Origin of the sequence: Novosphingobium aeonii (assembly GCF_052279045.1) — a bacterium.
In the GTDB taxonomy this organism is placed as follows: Bacteria; Pseudomonadota; Alphaproteobacteria; order Sphingomonadales; family Sphingomonadaceae; genus Novosphingobium.
This window is the reverse complement of record NZ_CP176833.1, coordinates 373,940-388,836: the sequence shown is the minus strand read 5'-3', so window position 1 is coordinate 388,836 and position 14,897 is coordinate 373,940. Positions and strand designations below refer to the sequence as shown.

Below are 14,897 nucleotides of genomic sequence, written 5' to 3'. Positions count from 1 at the left end.
CGCCCGCCCCGGCTTGAGGCTAGGCGAACGTCACTCACCTGGACCCGGTGCAATCCCGGGTGGCTATTCCGGCCGCCGATCCGCCGGACAACGCAATTCGCAATCCCTGCCCCGCCCGTCAGACCCCCGGCCAGACCCATGGCCAGCCCACCGGGCGAACGGCGCCGATGCGATTCCTGCGGAAACCCCTATCGATGAATACCCAGTCCCTTGCCCGATATCGCAGCGAATGGTTCAGCGGCGGCGCCGATGCCCGGCGCGACATCCTGGCCGGCATGGTCGGCACTTTCGCGCTGATCCCCGAAGTGATCGCCTTTTCCTTCGTGGCCGGCATCGACCCCGAAGTCGGCCTGTTCGCCTCGTTCGTGATCGGGATCGTGATCGCCTTCGCCGGTGGACGGCCGGCGATGATCTCCGGCGCGGCCGGCTCGGTCGCCCTGGTCGCGGCAGCGCTGGTGAGCAGCCACGGTCTGTCCTATCTCCTCGTCGCCACCATCATGGCCGGACTGCTGCAGATCGTCTTCGGGCTGGTGAAGCTCGACGTGCTGCTGCGGTTCGTCTCGCGGTCGGTCCGCACCGGCTTCGTGAACGCGCTGGCGATCCTGATCTTCTCGGCGCAGGTGCCCCAGATGCTGGGCGTGACCTGGCACACTTATGCCCTGATCGCCGGGGGCCTTGCGATCATCTACCTGCTTCCCCGGATCACCACCGCCATTCCCTCTCCGCTGATCTGCATCGTCGTGCTGACCGGGATCTGCGCGGTGTTCCCGATGCCGGTGCGAACGGTGGCCGATCTCGGCCGCCTGCCTTCCTCGCTGCCTTCCTTCGGCCTGCCCGCCGTTCCGCTGGACTGGGACACGCTGCGCATCGTCGCGCCCTATGCCCTTGCCATGGCCGCCGTGGGTCTGCTGGAATCGATGATGACCGCCAGCGTGGTGGACGACCTGACCGAGACCACCAGTTCGAAGGCACGGGAATGCACCGGCCTCGGCCTTGCCAACGTGGCGGCCGGGCTGTTCGGCGGCATCGCCGGCTGCGGCATGATCGGGCAGACGGTGGGCAACGTGCGCTACGGCGGACGCGGGCGGCTCTCCACGCTGGTCGCCGGCGTGTTCCTGCTCGTCGTCATGGTGCCGCTGCGGCCATGGGTGGCGCAAGTGCCGGTCGCCGCGCTGGTGGCGATCATGATCATGGTCTCGATCAGCACGTTTTCGTGGAAGTCGCTCCGCGATCTGGGCCGCCACCCCAAGGTCTCCGGCGTCGTCATGCTGGCGACCGTCGCGGTCACCGTCGCCACGCACGACCTTTCCGCCGGGGTCGCCGTGGGCGTGCTGCTCAGCGGGGTGTTCTTCGCCTTCAAGGTCACGCGGATGATGGACATCCGCGTCGATCACGATCCCGCCACCGACACCCGGACCTACACCGTCTCCGGGCAGGTCTTCTTCGCCAGCGCCGATATCTTCGCCGACCGGTTCGACTTGCGCGACACCGCCCGCCATGTGCGGATAGACCTGACCGCGGCACACCTCTGGGATGTCACGGCAGTGGGCGCCCTGGAAGAAGTGGTGGCGAAAATGCAGCGCCACGGCATCGCGGTGGACGTGATCGGCCTCAACCGTGCCAGTGCGATCCTGGTGGACCGCTTCGCCCCGCAGGCCAGCGAGGCCGCCACCTGAGACCGGCCTGAGGCCGGCCGGATGGCGCAAAAAACCGGCCAGAAACCGCCGTCCGGCCGCGAATACGAAAAAAAATGATGAATCTCGGCCGCGCCGAACGTCATAGTATTATGCAGATGACAATCACTAGCAGAAATATCGTGACGAGCGCCCCGGAGACACGGCCGGCATCGGCGAAACCGCCGGCCCGTGTGCCGATACCTGCCTCCTCCGTTCCGCCTGCCGATCCCGCCATGCGCTGAGGCACGACGATGGCCTACAGCAACCGCTCCCTGCGCCGCCGCCCCCGCGTCGAGCGGCGCGTCCTGTCGCTCCTGCGCGGGGAGGAGACGCTCGCCGAGCATGCGGCCTGCTTCGTTCGCCTGCGAACACTGGCGACACGCCGGGCGCTGACGGTCCTGCAACCCGGAACGCTGTACCTCGGCGATGACGAACTGACACTGCTGGGCTGGATCGCCGCCGCGCAGCGCCAGGTATCGAGGCGCTTCAGGCCGGATGACAGGTGCCTTGCCGCCAGCATCGAACGGTGCGCGGGCATCCTCGACGAGGCGGGGCTGCACCTTCACCCGCTCACGCTCTACGAACACTGGCTGCGCGGGCTGGAGTAGGCCAAAAAAAAGGCCGGTCGCGAGGACCGGCCTTGGAAAGTTTTTGGGAGAGGATGCCTGAAAGGCCCGTTCCGAATGATCCAAACCGAGAGATTCGGCAAATGAGGAAAATCGAGCGGTAGTTGCATATCACGCAATCATCACGAAAATCCGGTACCTCCGCTGCGATTGCAGGGGCGCGACGCTCGATTGCAGGTGCATGTCTTGCAATCGCAACACAGGTACGTCAACTCACGCAGAAGCCCCGCAATAAATCATTATTTTTCATATGATTAAATGATTTTCAAAGCTTCAGCCCGGGCTGTTCAAGATGCTTTGACACCGTTGCACCGCCGTTACGCGCGGTGAAAAACACCCGCATGATTTGCAAGCGGAGCGGCCGCATCGTCAGAAATGCGCGAGATAACCGCCATCCACCCCGATGACCTGCCCGGTCACATAACTCGCCGCCGCCGATGCCAGGAAAACGACAGGCCCGGCGATCTCCTCCGGCCTGCCCCAGCGCCCCAGCGATGTCCGCCGCGCGAGATGATCCGCGATTTCGGGATCGGCAACCATCGCCGCATTCGCTTCGGTGGCGAAATAGCCCGGAGCCACCGCATTCACCGTGATCCCCCGCGCCCCCAGTTCCGCCGCCAGGGCGCGCGTCAGGGCATCGAGGCCGCCTTTCGACATGGTGTAGGAGGCATCCCCGGCCCGCGCGATCTGCCCCGCGATCGAAGTCACGTTGATGATGCGGCCGCCCTGCTCCATGCCGGGCGCGATCGCACGGGCCAGATCGAACGGCGCCACCAGGTTCACTTCCAGCATCCGCCGCACCGCCTCGCGGTCCAGCGCATCCATCGTCCGCCGGTCGCGATGGCCGGCATTGTTGACGAGGATATCGATGCGCCCCACTTGCGCCAGCGCGGCGGGCAAGGCGGCTCCGTCCTCAAGGTCGAAGGCGGCGATCGCCGTTTCGCCGCCCAATGCCTCGATCTCCAGCGCCAGAGCGCCAAGCTGACCGGCCCGGCGGCCATGAAGAACCACCCGCGCGCCTTCCCGTGCGAGGCCGAGCGCGATCTCGCGGCCGAATCCGCCGGAAGCCCCCGTGACCAGCGCCGTCCTGCCTTCCAAGATCATGAGAATCCGCCTTTTTCGGCATTGTACGGCGAGCGGTGCGCCCATGCGAGCGCGGGAAAACCGGAAAAGCGCGTGTCCATCCACTTGCGTTACAACGCCCTCTCTTTAGAGAAAAGTCCCCTACCAAGGGATTATCCGGGCTTGTGCCCATCCCGGAAAAATCGCGCTATTTCCTTGGGTTACAGGGTCGCATGGCGCCACTTTTCAACCGATCCCAAAATCCCAGCCATTGGCCGCAATAGAAAACCTTGCGCTTGACGCTCAATTCTCAACCAAATAGGTAGACAAGCACACCGCACGGCATGGTTGACCAGGCCCACCGTGCATTTCCAAGGTTTCCTGGTCCGCGGCATTTGATCGGGAAGCAGCTTGCTCCGCGTTACCAACCGCTAAAGCGCGCGATGCTCAGGCGACAGCGCCAGGCATCGTGTTCCCCTCACGCCAATGATGAGGTGATACGATGCAGACGACCATCCAGCGCGACTGACGCGCCCAACGGGCTGAACCGCAGGACCTGAACCGCCAGCCGACCACGGCGTCGGGACGGAAAACTGCGCCCTCCGTCACAGATTTCGCCTGTCTCCCGCCGGAACCGCAGGTTTCGCGTCTGGAGCCGTGCGTCCGCCGGACCTTGCCGGGCCTGATCGCAGGTCCCGCGGCGACGGCTTGCGCCCTGAAGGCACGCGGGCGCCCGAAAAGCCGCGCCCGGCACCCTAACACATTCGAAATACCGAATTTCATGCCCGACGATCGATCGGGCGAGCACATCGAAAACAGGGATCGACCTTAATGCTTCTCAAGTTCGCCATCGCTACCAGTCCACTCGCGCTCGCAGCGACGCTTCTTGCCGCCGCGCCCGCGCTCGCCGCCGAGGAAAACGGGGTTCCCGGCGCCGCGCCCGAAGCCGCCGCCGAAAGCTCAGCCCTTGCAGACACCCTGGCGGACAGCGGCAGCGGCGAGGCCATCGTCGTCACCGCCTCGCGCCGCCGCGATGAAAACGTGCAGGACGTGCCGGTCGCCATCAGCGTGATCAGCGCCGCCAGCCTCGAAAAGCGCGGGGACTATACGCTGGGCTCGATCCAGCAGCAGGTGCCCAGCCTCCAGGTCATCACCTTCAACCCGCGCAACACCAACATCAACATCCGCGGCCTCGGCTCCAACGTCTCGCTCACCAATGACGGGCTGGAGAACGGCGTCGGCTTCTATATCGACAACGTCTACTACGGCCGCGTCGGCCTTGCCCAGTTCGACCTCGTGGACCTTCAGGGCATCGAAGTGCTGCGCGGACCGCAGGGCACGCTGTTCGGCAAGAACACCACTTCAGGCGTCATCAACGTCACCTCGAAGAAGCCCACCTTCGATCCCGAGCTTTCGGCCGAGGCCAGCATCGGCAACTACGGCTACTACCAGGTCCGCGCCTCGGGCTCGGCCGGTATCTTCAAGGACCTGCTGGCAGTGCGCCTGTCCGGCGCGATCAGCGAGAACGACGGGTTCCTCTGGAACAAGACCACCAACCGCCGCGCGCAGGACTACCTGAACAAGAGCATCCGCGGCCAGATCCTCCTCACGCCCGATCCGGACTTCGAGGTCCGCATCATCGGCGACTATGCGCGCCAGAAGCAGAACCACGTCCTCAACGTCTTCGCCGGCCTCCACACCACTTATGCCGACGGCACCACGATCGCCGGCAACTTCGCCCAGCGCGCCGCCCGTTTCCCGGGGTACACGCTGCCCAGCTTCGACGCCTTCGACCGCGTGGGCGAGGCGGACAGCCACTACCAGTCCTACATGGCGGGCTACGGCGTCTCGGGCGAGGTCAACTGGAACCTCGGCGGGCCGACGCTGACCTCGATCACCGCCTATCGCTGGTGGGACTGGGACCCGGCCAACGACGGTGACAGCACCTCGCTTCCGGTGGTGGTCAAGGCCCAGCAGGCCAACCGCCAGCGCCAGTTCAGCCAGGAACTGCGCCTTGCCTCGAAAAGCGGCGGCAGCTTCGACTACGTGATCGGCGGCTATTACTTCTGGCAGACGGTTCGCGGCTACGGCGCCACCGGCTACGGTTCGGCCGCGCCGCTGTGGTTCCTCGGCGCCTCCAACGCGGTGACCGACGCCGCGCTGAACGGCTACGAGGTGAACTCCTATTCCGAGCCGCAGACCAAGACGCTCGCCGCGTTCGGGCAGACGGACTGGCACATCACGCCCTCCCTCACCCTCACCACCGGCCTTCGCTTCACGCATGAGGAGAAGAAGGGCGTCTACCAGCAGTGGGTGGCGCAGGCGGCCGACATCTCGGGCTATTCGGACGCCGTCCAGGCGCAGATCCTCGCCATCCGCGCCAGCTTCAACAAGGTGGTGCCGCTCTACAGCACCAGCTTCAGCGACAACAGCCTCTCGGGCCTGATCTCGCTGAGCTGGAAGGTGGCGCCGGACGTGCTCCTCTACGGCAGCTATTCGCGCGGCAACAAGTCGGGCGGGCTCAACCTCACGCAGCTTCCCGCCAGCGTGACCGATCCAACGGTGAAGCCCGAGAAGGTGGACGCCTTCGAAGTGGGCGTGAAATCCCAGTTCCTCGACCGCCGCGCCACCTTCAACGCCGCCGGTTTCTGGACCGAGATCAGCGATTACCAGACCGCCATCACCGACTTCGACCCGGCCAACCCGCTGGTCAGCCGCCAGTACATCGCCAACATTCCCAAGGTCCGCTCGCGCGGGATCGAGGCGGAGTTCAACATCGCGCCGACGGACAACCTGAGCTTCAACGCCTCGGGCACCTGGACCGACGCGAAGTACGTCAGCTACACCAATGCCCCGCAGGCGATCGAACGGCTGAACCTCGGCGCGGTGCAGGACCTTTCGGGCGAGCGCCTGCCGGGCGTGCCCAAATTCGCCTGGAACGTGGGCGCGGACTTCAGCCAGCCGCTCGGCACGCTGGGCGATCGCGATCTCGGCCTCTACGCCCACGCGGACTACGCCTACCGTTCGAACTTCAACACGTCGGCCTCCAATTCGGCCTGGGCCAGAGTGCCCGGCTTCGGCCTCGTCAACGGCCGCATCGGCGTGAAGACCGACGACGGGCTCTGGGACTTCTCGATCTGGGCCAAGAACCTGTTCGACAAGGACTACTTCGTGAGCCTGGGCGCCGCCAACACCGGCGTCGTCACCGCCCAGCTCGGCGAACCGCGCACCTTCGGCGCGACCCTTCGTACCAAGTTCTGACCCTCCAGACCGGAAGCGCCAGCCATGACTTACGAGACATATCCTTCATCTTCGCCGGGACAGGAACGGCTCGATGGCTGGCGCCTCCTGCGCTTCACCGCCCTGGCGGTGCCGGTCTACGCGGCGGCCCAGCCGGTGATGGCCTTCGTACCGGCGATCCTGTCGCGCCACTACGCCATCCCGCTGGCCGGGCTGGGGCTGGTCTACCTGATCGGCCAGGTGGTGAATTCGCTGCTGGACCCGGTGATCGGTTCGCTGAGCGACCGTACCGTCAGCCGCTTCGGCCGGCGCCGCCCGTGGATCGCGGCAGGCGGCCTGCTGTTCATCATCGGCAGCGCCATGCTGTTCTTCCCGCCCGAAGGCGTGGGGCTCACCTGGGTCGGTATCGGCGTCCTGTGCTACTACACCGGCGCCTCCGCCACCCAGACCACGCTGCTGGCCTGGTCGGGCGAGATCAGCGGAGACTACGACCAGCGCACGCGGATCGCCTCGCAGTTCACCCTGCTGTCGTCCGCCGCGCTGGTGCTCACCCTGCTGCTGCCCACGCTGGCGGACCAGCTTCGCCCTGACGACGGCCCGCTGCGCCTGACCCTGTTCGGCACGCTGGTGCTGTTCACCGCCGTCCCCGGCCTGCTGCTGACGCTGACCGCCGTTCCCGATCGCAGCGCGCCGGTGGGCGGGGAACCGTTCGCGCTGGGCAGGACGCTGAAGGCCGTGTTCGGCAATCCGCTGCTGCTGCGCGTGCTGGCCGCCGACGCCGCCGTCACCGCCGGGCAGGGCGTGCGCACCGCGCTGCTGCTGTTCATCGTCACGATCTACTTCCAGCGCCCCGAATGGGCGGCCGGGTTCTTCCTGCTGCAATATTCGTTCGGCGTGCTGGCCGGGCCGATCTGGCGGCGCATCGGACTGCATCTCGGCAAGGGCCGGGCCGCCGTCGCCGCCGAACTCACCCAGGCCGCGATCAACCTCGGGCTCGTCTTCCTCACCCCCGACCGGTTCGGCCTGATGATGGCGCTGGCGGTGGCGCAGGGCCTCTCGCAAGGGTCGGGCAACCTCATGCTGCGCTCGATGGTCGCCGACGTGGCAGACCTTCACCGCGCCGAGACCGGCGAGGACCGTGTCGGCCTCTACTATTCGGTCTTCAGCGTCTCGATGAAGCTCGGCGGCGCCCTCGCCTTCGGCATTGCCCTGCCGCTCGTCACCGCCTTCGGCTTCGACCCCAAGGCCGCCACCAACACGCCCGACGCGCTTCACGCGCTGCTGCTGGTCTTCGCCATCGGTCCCGCGCTGGCGCACACGCTCGCCGCCGCGCTGGTGGCCGGGTTCCCGCTCGACGCGGCGCGCCACGCAGAGGTCCGCCGCCAGCTCAAGGCCCGCGACGATGTCTACGCCGCCGCGCTCGTCCCCGCCGAATGACCTTGAACACCGACCGTCCCCGTTTCCAGACCAAGCAGAAGGAATGAATGCCATGACTTCGATTGCCACTTACGCCAACGCCAAGGACCCTGCATCGCCGCTTGACGTGGCCCCGATCACCGGCACCATCGGCGCCGAGATTCGCGGCGTCACCCTTTCGGGAGAGCTCGACGGGGGCACCGTGCAGGCCATCAAGGATGCACTCGTACGCCACAAGGTGATCTTCTTCCGCGGCCAGCACGAACTGGACGACCAGCGCCACGAAGCCTTCGCCTCGCTGTTCGGCGATCCCGTCGCTCACCCGACCGTGCCGGTGGCCGAAGGTTCGCGCTACCTGCTCGAACTGGACAGCAAGGAAGGCTACGCCGCATCGAGCTGGCATACCGACGTGACCTTCACGGACGCCTATCCGGCCGGCTCGATCCTGCGCGCCATCACCATTCCCGAAGCGGGCGGCGACACCGTCTGGGCCAATGGCGAAACCGCTTACGAAGGGCTGCCGGAAAGCCTGCGCCAGTTGGTGAACAACCTCTGGGCCGTCCACTCGAACGATTACGACTACGCCCAGGTTCTCGCCAATGCGCCCAAGGCCGACGACGCCGCCGAGGATCGGGTCAAGTTCCACAAGAGCGTCTTTGCCTCCACCGTCTACGAGACCGAGCACCCGCTCGTCCGCATCCACCCGGTCTCGGGCCAGCGCAGCCTGCTGCTTGGCCACTTCGTAAAGCGGATCGTCGGCCTGAACCAGGCGGATTCGGCGCGGCTCTTCTCGATCCTTCAGGAACACATCACCCGCCCCGAAAACGTCGTGCGCTGGCGCTGGCAGCCGGGCGACGTGGCGTTCTGGGACAACCAGGCCACCCAGCACCGCGCCGTGGCGGACTTCGGCCTCCAGCGCCGCACCCTGCGCCGCGCGACGATCGCCGGATCGGTGCCTGTCTCGATCGACGGCCGCCACAGCCGCACCATCCGCAAGGAAAAGGCGACCACCTACGAACCGGCCTGATCCCTCATACCTGCATAGGCCGTCACTTCCCGCGCCGCGTCTCCAGTCGCGGCGCGGGACTTTTTCTACCAAGGACCACCTGATGAAAACCACGCGTTTCGCGTTTGCCGCCGCTTTCGGCGCGGCTCTGCTTGCCTCCACCGCCGCCCCGGCCGCCGCGCGGGCGCCTGCTCCCGCCGGTGCGCCGTCCGAAACCCCTGCCCGGCAGGCCCGCCCGAACTTCCTCGTCATCATCGCCGACGATCTCGGCTTTTCCGATGTCGGGGCCTTCGGCAGCGAGATCGCCACGCCCAATCTCGACCGGCTGGCCCTGAACGGGCTGCGGCTGACCGGCTTCCACACCGCGCCCACCTGCTCGCCCACGCGCTCCATGCTGCTTTCCGGCACGGACAATCACCGCGCCGGACTGGGCAGCATGGCGGAACTCACCGCGCCCAACCAGAAAGGCCAGCCCGGCTACGAGGGCTATCTGAGCCGCGACGTGGCCAGCCTTGCCGAACGCCTTGCCGCCGGGGGCTATCGCACGCTGCTTTCGGGCAAGTGGCACCTCGGGCTGACGCCCGACCTCGACCCCCATGCGCGCGGCTTCCAGCATAGCTTCGCGCTGCTGCAGGGCGGCGGCAATCACTACGGCCGCGATCAGGGACCGGACCCGGTCAAGAACACCACCTATACGCGCGACGGCAAAGTGCTCGCCTCGCTCGACAAGGATTTCTATTCGTCGGACGCCTATGCGACCAACCTCATCGCCGAGCTGAAGCAGAGCCGCCAGGAAAGCCCGGACAAGCCGTTCTTCGCCTACCTTGCCTTCACCGCGCCGCACTGGCCGCTGCAGGCGCCGCAGGAAGATGTCGCCCGCCAGAGCGGCAGGTACGACGTCGGCTTCGACGAGATCCGCCGCCGCCGCATCGCCCGGCAGGAGCAGCTCGGGATCGTGCCCAGGGGCACCGTGGCCCACAGCGTGCGCGCGCCGCGCGGCGGCTGGGACTCGCTCTCCGTGGCCGACAAGCGCGAAGCCGCCCGCGACATGGAGATCTACGCCGCGATGGTGGAGCGGATGGACAGCAATGTCGGGCGGGTGATCGATGAACTGCGCGCCAGCGGCGAACTGGACAACACGGTGATCGTGTTCCTGGCGGACAACGGCGCCGAAGGGCTGGATTACCGGACCACCGGCGCCAAGATGCTCGGCAGCCGCGTGGCCGAAGCGGACAATTCCTTCGGCAACCGGGGCAAGCCCAACTCCTATATCACTTACGGCCCCGAATGGGCGCAGGCCGGCACGGCGCCGTCCTGGCTGACCAAGGCCTACGCCTCCGAGGGCGGCACCCGCACCGTCGCCTTCGTCAGCGGCAAGGGGCTGGCCCATCCCCGGAGCGTGAACAATGCCTACGTCAGCGTGGCCGACATCGCGCCCACCCTGCTGGACTACGCGGGCGTTCCCGCGACCGGCACCACATTCCAGGGCCGCACCGTCCTGCCGATCACGGGCAAGAGCGCGCGTTCGTGGCTGGAAGGCAAGGCGGCCTTCGTCCACGCCGCGGACGAACCGCTCGGCACCGAGCTGTTCGGCTCCCGGGCGCTGCGCAAGGGAGACTGGAAGGTCACCGATATCGGCGACGGCCAGTGGCGCCTGTTCAACATCGCCAAGGACCCCGGCGAGACTGACGACCTTTCGGCCGCCAACCCGGAGAAGCTGCGCGAACTCACCGCCGACTGGCAGGACTACGCCAAGGCCAATGGCGTGGTGCTGCCCACCGAAGCGCCTTACCGGCCGTAAGGAAACGCACCCGCGCCGGGGCGGCCGATCCGATTGCCGGATCGGCCGCCCCGGCAATCCCGGTCATGCGCATTTTCCAATCAGGTGATTCCACCGGATGGGAAAACGTTCTAGGTGCGCTCCATGGCCAGGAAAAAGCGATACCTGACGGCCCGGATGCCGGACGGCTATGTGAAGACGATCGGGCCGACCGCCGACCCCTTCACCCATTACTGGCGCATCGTCGCCGTGCAGGAAAACGGCAAGACCGAGGTGTTCTGGGGCCACACGCGCTCGCTCGCCGAAGCGAAGAAGCGCAAGGCCGCAACGCAGGACGCGGTGCGGATACGCGGCTGGAAAAGCTACGTCTTCGAGATCGCCGAACTGGAGGAAAGCGCGGAGGCGCCTTAGGGTCAGGACCCATTAATCACGCCTGCGAGGCACCGGAATGGCGAACATATCGGGCCAAAGCGGCTGCCGGGCGGGCTGGTTGCCCGTCCAAAGCCGCTTTGGCCCGAGATGGAAGCCATTCCGGCGTCCCGGAGGGATTTGATCAAAATGGCCCAGTGCAGCGTCAGAAAGGCTTGAAATATAGACATATTACCACGCCTTCCTTCCTCGCTCTGAGCCATTTTGATTCAAACCTCACAGGCGTGATTAATGAGTCCTGACCCTAGATCTGCACGAGGTGCGCCACGTCCTGCGCGCTCTGTTCGGCCACGTTGCCGCGGTGCGTGATGCGCCCGCCCTGCATCGCGGCGTAGCGATCCGCAAAGCGCCAGACGAAATCGAGGTACTGTTCCACCACCAGGATCGTCATGCCCAGTTCGTCCCGCACATGGGCCAGCGCGGCTTCGATCTGCTGGACGACATTGGGCTGGATGCCCTCGGTCGGCTCATCGAGCAGGAGCAGAGACGGCCGCCCCGCCAGCGCCCGGCCGATGGCAAGCTGCTGCTGCTCCCCGCCCGACAGGAAGCCGCCCGCGCGGGCCCGGATATCGTAGAGCTTGGGGAACAGGTCGAAGATGTGCTGCGGCACCTTGCCCCCGTCCTGCGCCGCACGCGGCCCGGCGGCGCAGAGCCCGGTTTCGAGGTTCTCCATCACCGTGAGGTGCGGGAAGATATGGCGGCCCTGCGGCACGAAACCGATCCCCGCCCGCGCCCGGTGATGCGAAGGGCTGGCCGTCACCTCCGCGCCGTCGAAAGTCAGCGCGCCGCCGGTGACCGGGCGCGTGCCCATGATCGCGTGGAGCAACGTGGTCTTGCCCACGCCATTGCGCCCGATCAGCGCCATGACCTCGCCGCGCCGCAGTTCCAGATCGAGGTCCCAGAGAACCTGGCTCTGGTCGTAGCCGGCGCAAAGGCCCTTGATGGTCAGCAGGTCCTCGCTCATGCCGCGTGCCCCAGATAGACCGCCGCGACTTGCGGATCGGCGCGGACTTCGGCGATCGAGCCCTGTTTCAGGAACTTGCCCTGGTGCATGACGGTAACGGGCGCTCCCAGTTGTTCGACGAAGCTCATGTCGTGGTCGATGACGAGGACGGACTTGTCCCCGCCCAGGCTCAGGATCAGTTCGGCGGTGCGCGCGGTTTCGGCAGGCCCCATGCCGGCGGTGGGTTCGTCCAGCAGCAGAAGCTGCGCGCCGGTGGCCAGCACCATGCCGATCTCCAGCCACTGCTTCTCGCCGTGGGCAAGCTGGCCGCCGGGTACTTCGGCCCGGCCGATCAGGCCGACGCGTTCCAGCGTGTCCTCGATCACCGCGCGGTCGGCGGCGGGAATGCCCAGTCCGAAGCTCTTCCACCAGCGCCGGTCCTGCCGCGCGGCCAGCGCCATGTTCTCCCGCACCGTCAGCATCGGCAGCACACCGGGCGCCTGGAACTTGCGGCAGATCCCGCGCCCGACGATGGCCTGTTCGGGCAGGCGGCTGATGTCCTCCCCCCTGAACACGATGCGGCCTTCGGTGGGGCGGACACGGCCGATGATCGTATCGCACAAGGTGGACTTGCCCGCGCCGTTGGGGCCGATCACCACGCGGATCTCGCCCTTGTTCAGCGTCATGCTGAACCCGTCGAGCGCCTTGAAGCCGCTGTAGTCCACGGTCACGCCGTCGATGGCGAGCAGAAGGTCGGCAACCGCGCTCATGCCTTGCGCTCCTTGACGAGACCGACCCTGACCAGTCCGGCGAAACCGTTGGGCAGCAGGGTGACGACGAGAATGAACAGCGCGCCCATGCAGTAGAGCCAGATTTCCGGGAAAGCGCTCGACACCGCATCACGCGCAAGGTTCACCGTCAGCGCGCCGACGATGGCGCCTGCCAGCGAGTAGCGACCGCCCACCGCGACCCAGATCACCATCTCGATCGAAGGCACCACGCCGATCAGCGCGGGCGAGACGACGCCGGCGTGAAGCGTGAACAGTGCCCCCGCCACGCCCGCCAGCAGCGCGGCCAGCGCGAAGGCCACGGTCTTGAACGGGGTGGTGGCATAGCCGAGGAAGCGCACGCGGTTCTCCCCGTCGCGCACGGCGCGCAGCAGGATGCCGAAGCGCGAGGCGAGCAGGAAGCGCAGGCCCGTATAGACCGCGCAGAGGATCGCCAGCGTCAGCCAGTAAAGCCCGTTGGCGGTGCCGGGGCTGGACAGATAGAAGCCGAAGACCGAGGTGAAATCGGTCAAACCGTTGAACCCGCCGGTCACGTCCTGGCGGCTGATGATCAGCGTCGAGAACGCCAGCGCCAGGGCCTGCGTGATGAGCGCGAAATACGTGCCGCCGACCCGGCGATGGAACACCGCCCAGGAAAACAGCCCGGCCACCAGCGCCGGCACGATCAGGATCGCGGCCAGCGTGAAGGGGGCGCTGGCGAAGGGCGCCCACCAGCCGGGCAGGGTCTCGCGGCCGCTCCAGACCATGAAGTCCGGCAGTTCGCCCGCAGGCAGGTCCGCCATCTTCATGTGCATGGCGATGGCATAGCCGCCGAGGCCGAAGAACACGCCCTGCCCCAGACTGAGGATGCCGCCGTGGCCCCAGATCAGCACCAGCCCGCAGGCGAGGATCGCCATCGCCATGAACCGCGCGAGCAGGTTCAGGTCATAGGCCGAGAGATAGAACGGGGCGGCAGCGCCAAGGACCAGCAGCACCCAGGGGAGTGCACGCCTCAGCGGCTCGGGAATGGCGATTTCAGGCATCGAGCTGGCGCGACTTTACTGCGACCACGCCTTGCGGGCGGATCTGGATGAACAGGATGACGAAGACCAGCAGCAGCATCTGCGAGACGCTGACGTCCACGTAGATCTGCGCCAGCGCCGAGAACACGCCGAGGATCAGCGCGGCCGCGGTGGTGCCGACGATACTGCCGAGCCCGCCCATGACGACCACGAGGAAAGCCGGGATGATGTAGCTCTGCCCCACGTTCGGCGTCACCGGGCCGAGCAGCGCCAGCATGACGCCCGCCAGACCCGCGATGCCGGAGCCGAGGCAGAAGACCATGAAATCCACCCGCTTCACGTCGATGCCGGTGGCAGACGCCATCATGCGGTCCTGGTTCACCGCGCGCGTCAAGAGGCCGATCTTCGACTTGAGCAGCAGCAGCGCCAGCCCCGCCAGCACCAGAACGGCCATGACGATGATGAAGAGCCGGGCCGAAGGGATGGTGACGCCCAGCAGCACGAAGCTGCCGTTCAGCCAGTCCGGCGCGCGCACTTCCACGCCGATGGCGCCGAACAGGTCGCGCGCGGCCTGCTGCAGGATCAGGCTGACGCCCCAGGTGGCGAGCAGGGTATCGAGCGGCCGCGCGGAAAGGCGGCGGATCACCGTGGACTGGATCACCCCGCCCATCGCCGCCGCGCCCACGAAGGCCACCGGCAGCGCCAGCAGGATGCCCGCCCCGCCCGGCACGACCATCAGGGTCAGCCAGGCAAGATAGCCGCCCAGCATCAGCATCTCGCCGTGAGCCATGTTGATGACCCGCATGATCCCGAAGGACAGCGCGAGCCCCAGCGAGGCCAGCAGGTAGAGCGAGGCCAGCGAGACGCCGTTGAACAGCTGGTTGGAAAAGAGTGCGAGGTCCATGGCGGGGCCGTCACCGGCGGCGATGG

Annotated in this window: 12 protein-coding genes and 1 other annotated feature; of the genes, 7 read left to right on the top strand and 5 right to left on the bottom strand. The window is 66.8% G+C overall.

Going from position 1 to position 14,897, the window contains the following annotated elements:
• Positions 1–37: 37 nt before the first annotated feature.
• Positions 38–93 (top strand) — a sequence feature (sul1 is cis-regulatory element that is thought to sense ions involved in sulfur or methionine metabolism; They are found in Alphaproteobacteria).
• 101 nt (positions 94–194) lie between these two features.
• A complete protein-coding gene (locus tag ACLIMP_RS17445; RefSeq protein ID WP_054434418.1) occupies positions 195–1,676 on the top strand; it encodes a SulP family inorganic anion transporter in 1,482 nt (493 codons plus the stop codon).
• Positions 1,677–1,927: 251 nt separating this feature from the next.
• Positions 1,928–2,284 carry a hypothetical protein gene (locus ACLIMP_RS17440; protein ID WP_185999055.1) on the top strand — a complete coding sequence of 119 codons (357 nt, stop codon included), beginning with the start codon at positions 1,928–1,930 and terminating at the stop codon, positions 2,282–2,284.
• 387 nt (positions 2,285–2,671) lie between these two features.
• Here ACLIMP_RS17440 and ACLIMP_RS17435 read toward each other — a convergent pair whose 3' ends face one another.
• Positions 2,672–3,403 (bottom strand): SDR family oxidoreductase, encoded by a 732-nt coding sequence (locus tag ACLIMP_RS17435; RefSeq protein WP_443478899.1) that lies wholly within the window; start codon positions 3,401–3,403, stop codon positions 2,672–2,674.
• A 792-nt stretch (positions 3,404–4,195) separates the two neighbouring features.
• On the opposite strand from ACLIMP_RS17435, the gene ACLIMP_RS17430 reads away from it, so the two are divergent.
• The 5 genes from ACLIMP_RS17430 to ACLIMP_RS17410 all read left to right on the top strand — a co-directional run bounded on the left by ACLIMP_RS17430 (position 4,196) and on the right by ACLIMP_RS17410 (position 11,217).
• Positions 4,196–6,625, top strand: a complete 2,430-nt coding sequence (locus ACLIMP_RS17430) for a TonB-dependent receptor (protein WP_054434412.1) — start codon at positions 4,196–4,198, stop codon at positions 6,623–6,625.
• 24 nt (positions 6,626–6,649) lie between these two features.
• The gene (locus ACLIMP_RS17425; protein WP_054434410.1) at positions 6,650–8,041 is read left to right on the top strand and encodes an MFS transporter; all 1,392 of its coding nucleotides are present in this window, start codon (positions 6,650–6,652) and stop codon (positions 8,039–8,041) included.
• A 52-nt stretch (positions 8,042–8,093) separates the two neighbouring features.
• Positions 8,094–9,047 carry a TauD/TfdA dioxygenase family protein gene (locus ACLIMP_RS17420; protein WP_054434423.1) on the top strand — a complete coding sequence of 318 codons (954 nt, stop codon included), beginning with the start codon at positions 8,094–8,096 and terminating at the stop codon, positions 9,045–9,047.
• 82 nt (positions 9,048–9,129) lie between these two features.
• On the top strand, positions 9,130–10,827 hold the full coding sequence (locus ACLIMP_RS17415; RefSeq protein ID WP_185999056.1) for an arylsulfatase: 1,698 nt from the start codon (positions 9,130–9,132) through the stop codon (positions 10,825–10,827).
• Positions 10,828–10,950: 123 nt separating this feature from the next.
• Complete coding sequence (locus ACLIMP_RS17410) at positions 10,951–11,217, top strand: hypothetical protein (protein WP_132470255.1); 267 nt, start codon at positions 10,951–10,953, stop codon at positions 11,215–11,217.
• Positions 11,218–11,479: 262 nt separating this feature from the next.
• On the opposite strand, the gene urtE is transcribed toward ACLIMP_RS17410, so the two are convergent.
• From urtE to urtB, 4 genes are read right to left on the bottom strand one after another with little or no spacing between them, the layout of a single operon-like run.
• Positions 11,480–12,199 (bottom strand): urea ABC transporter ATP-binding subunit UrtE, encoded by a 720-nt coding sequence (urtE, locus tag ACLIMP_RS17405; RefSeq protein ID WP_185999057.1) that lies wholly within the window; start codon positions 12,197–12,199, stop codon positions 11,480–11,482.
• The gene (locus ACLIMP_RS17400) at positions 12,196–12,948 is read right to left on the bottom strand and encodes an ABC transporter ATP-binding protein (RefSeq protein ID WP_443478665.1); all 753 of its coding nucleotides are present in this window, start codon (positions 12,946–12,948) and stop codon (positions 12,196–12,198) included. The genes urtE and ACLIMP_RS17400 overlap by 4 nt, the downstream gene beginning before the upstream one ends.
• Positions 12,945–13,988, bottom strand: coding sequence for an urea ABC transporter permease subunit UrtC (gene urtC / locus ACLIMP_RS17395; protein ID WP_443478664.1), 1,044 nt, complete (start codon positions 13,986–13,988; stop codon positions 12,945–12,947). The genes ACLIMP_RS17400 and urtC overlap by 4 nt, the downstream gene beginning before the upstream one ends.
• On the bottom strand, positions 13,981–14,871 hold the full coding sequence (gene urtB / locus ACLIMP_RS17390) for an urea ABC transporter permease subunit UrtB (RefSeq protein WP_054434487.1): 891 nt from the start codon (positions 14,869–14,871) through the stop codon (positions 13,981–13,983). The genes urtC and urtB overlap by 8 nt, the downstream gene beginning before the upstream one ends.
• Between the last annotated feature and the right edge of the window lie 26 nt (positions 14,872–14,897).

Excerpts from the sequence above, each read along its gene's own strand:
- ACLIMP_RS17445 (WP_054434418.1), top strand. The coding sequence starts at position 195 with ATGAATACCCAGTCCCTTGCCCGATATCGCAGCGAATGGTTCAGCGGC.
- ACLIMP_RS17440 (WP_185999055.1), top strand. The coding sequence starts at position 1,928 with ATGGCCTACAGCAACCGCTCCCTGCGCCGCCGCCCCCGCGTCGAGCGG.
- ACLIMP_RS17430 (WP_054434412.1), top strand. The coding sequence starts at position 4,196 with ATGCTTCTCAAGTTCGCCATCGCTACCAGTCCACTCGCGCTCGCAGCG.
- ACLIMP_RS17425 (WP_054434410.1), top strand. The coding sequence starts at position 6,650 with ATGACTTACGAGACATATCCTTCATCTTCGCCGGGACAGGAACGGCTC.
- ACLIMP_RS17420 (WP_054434423.1), top strand. The coding sequence starts at position 8,094 with ATGACTTCGATTGCCACTTACGCCAACGCCAAGGACCCTGCATCGCCG.
- ACLIMP_RS17415 (WP_185999056.1), top strand. The coding sequence starts at position 9,130 with ATGAAAACCACGCGTTTCGCGTTTGCCGCCGCTTTCGGCGCGGCTCTG.
- ACLIMP_RS17410 (WP_132470255.1), top strand. The coding sequence starts at position 10,951 with ATGGCCAGGAAAAAGCGATACCTGACGGCCCGGATGCCGGACGGCTAT.
- urtE (WP_185999057.1), bottom strand. The coding sequence starts at position 12,199 with ATGAGCGAGGACCTGCTGACCATCAAGGGCCTTTGCGCCGGCTACGAC.
- ACLIMP_RS17400 (WP_443478665.1), bottom strand. The coding sequence starts at position 12,948 with ATGAGCGCGGTTGCCGACCTTCTGCTCGCCATCGACGGCGTGACCGTG.
- urtC (WP_443478664.1), bottom strand. The coding sequence starts at position 13,988 with ATGCCTGAAATCGCCATTCCCGAGCCGCTGAGGCGTGCACTCCCCTGG.
- urtB (WP_054434487.1), bottom strand. The coding sequence starts at position 14,871 with ATGGACCTCGCACTCTTTTCCAACCAGCTGTTCAACGGCGTCTCGCTG.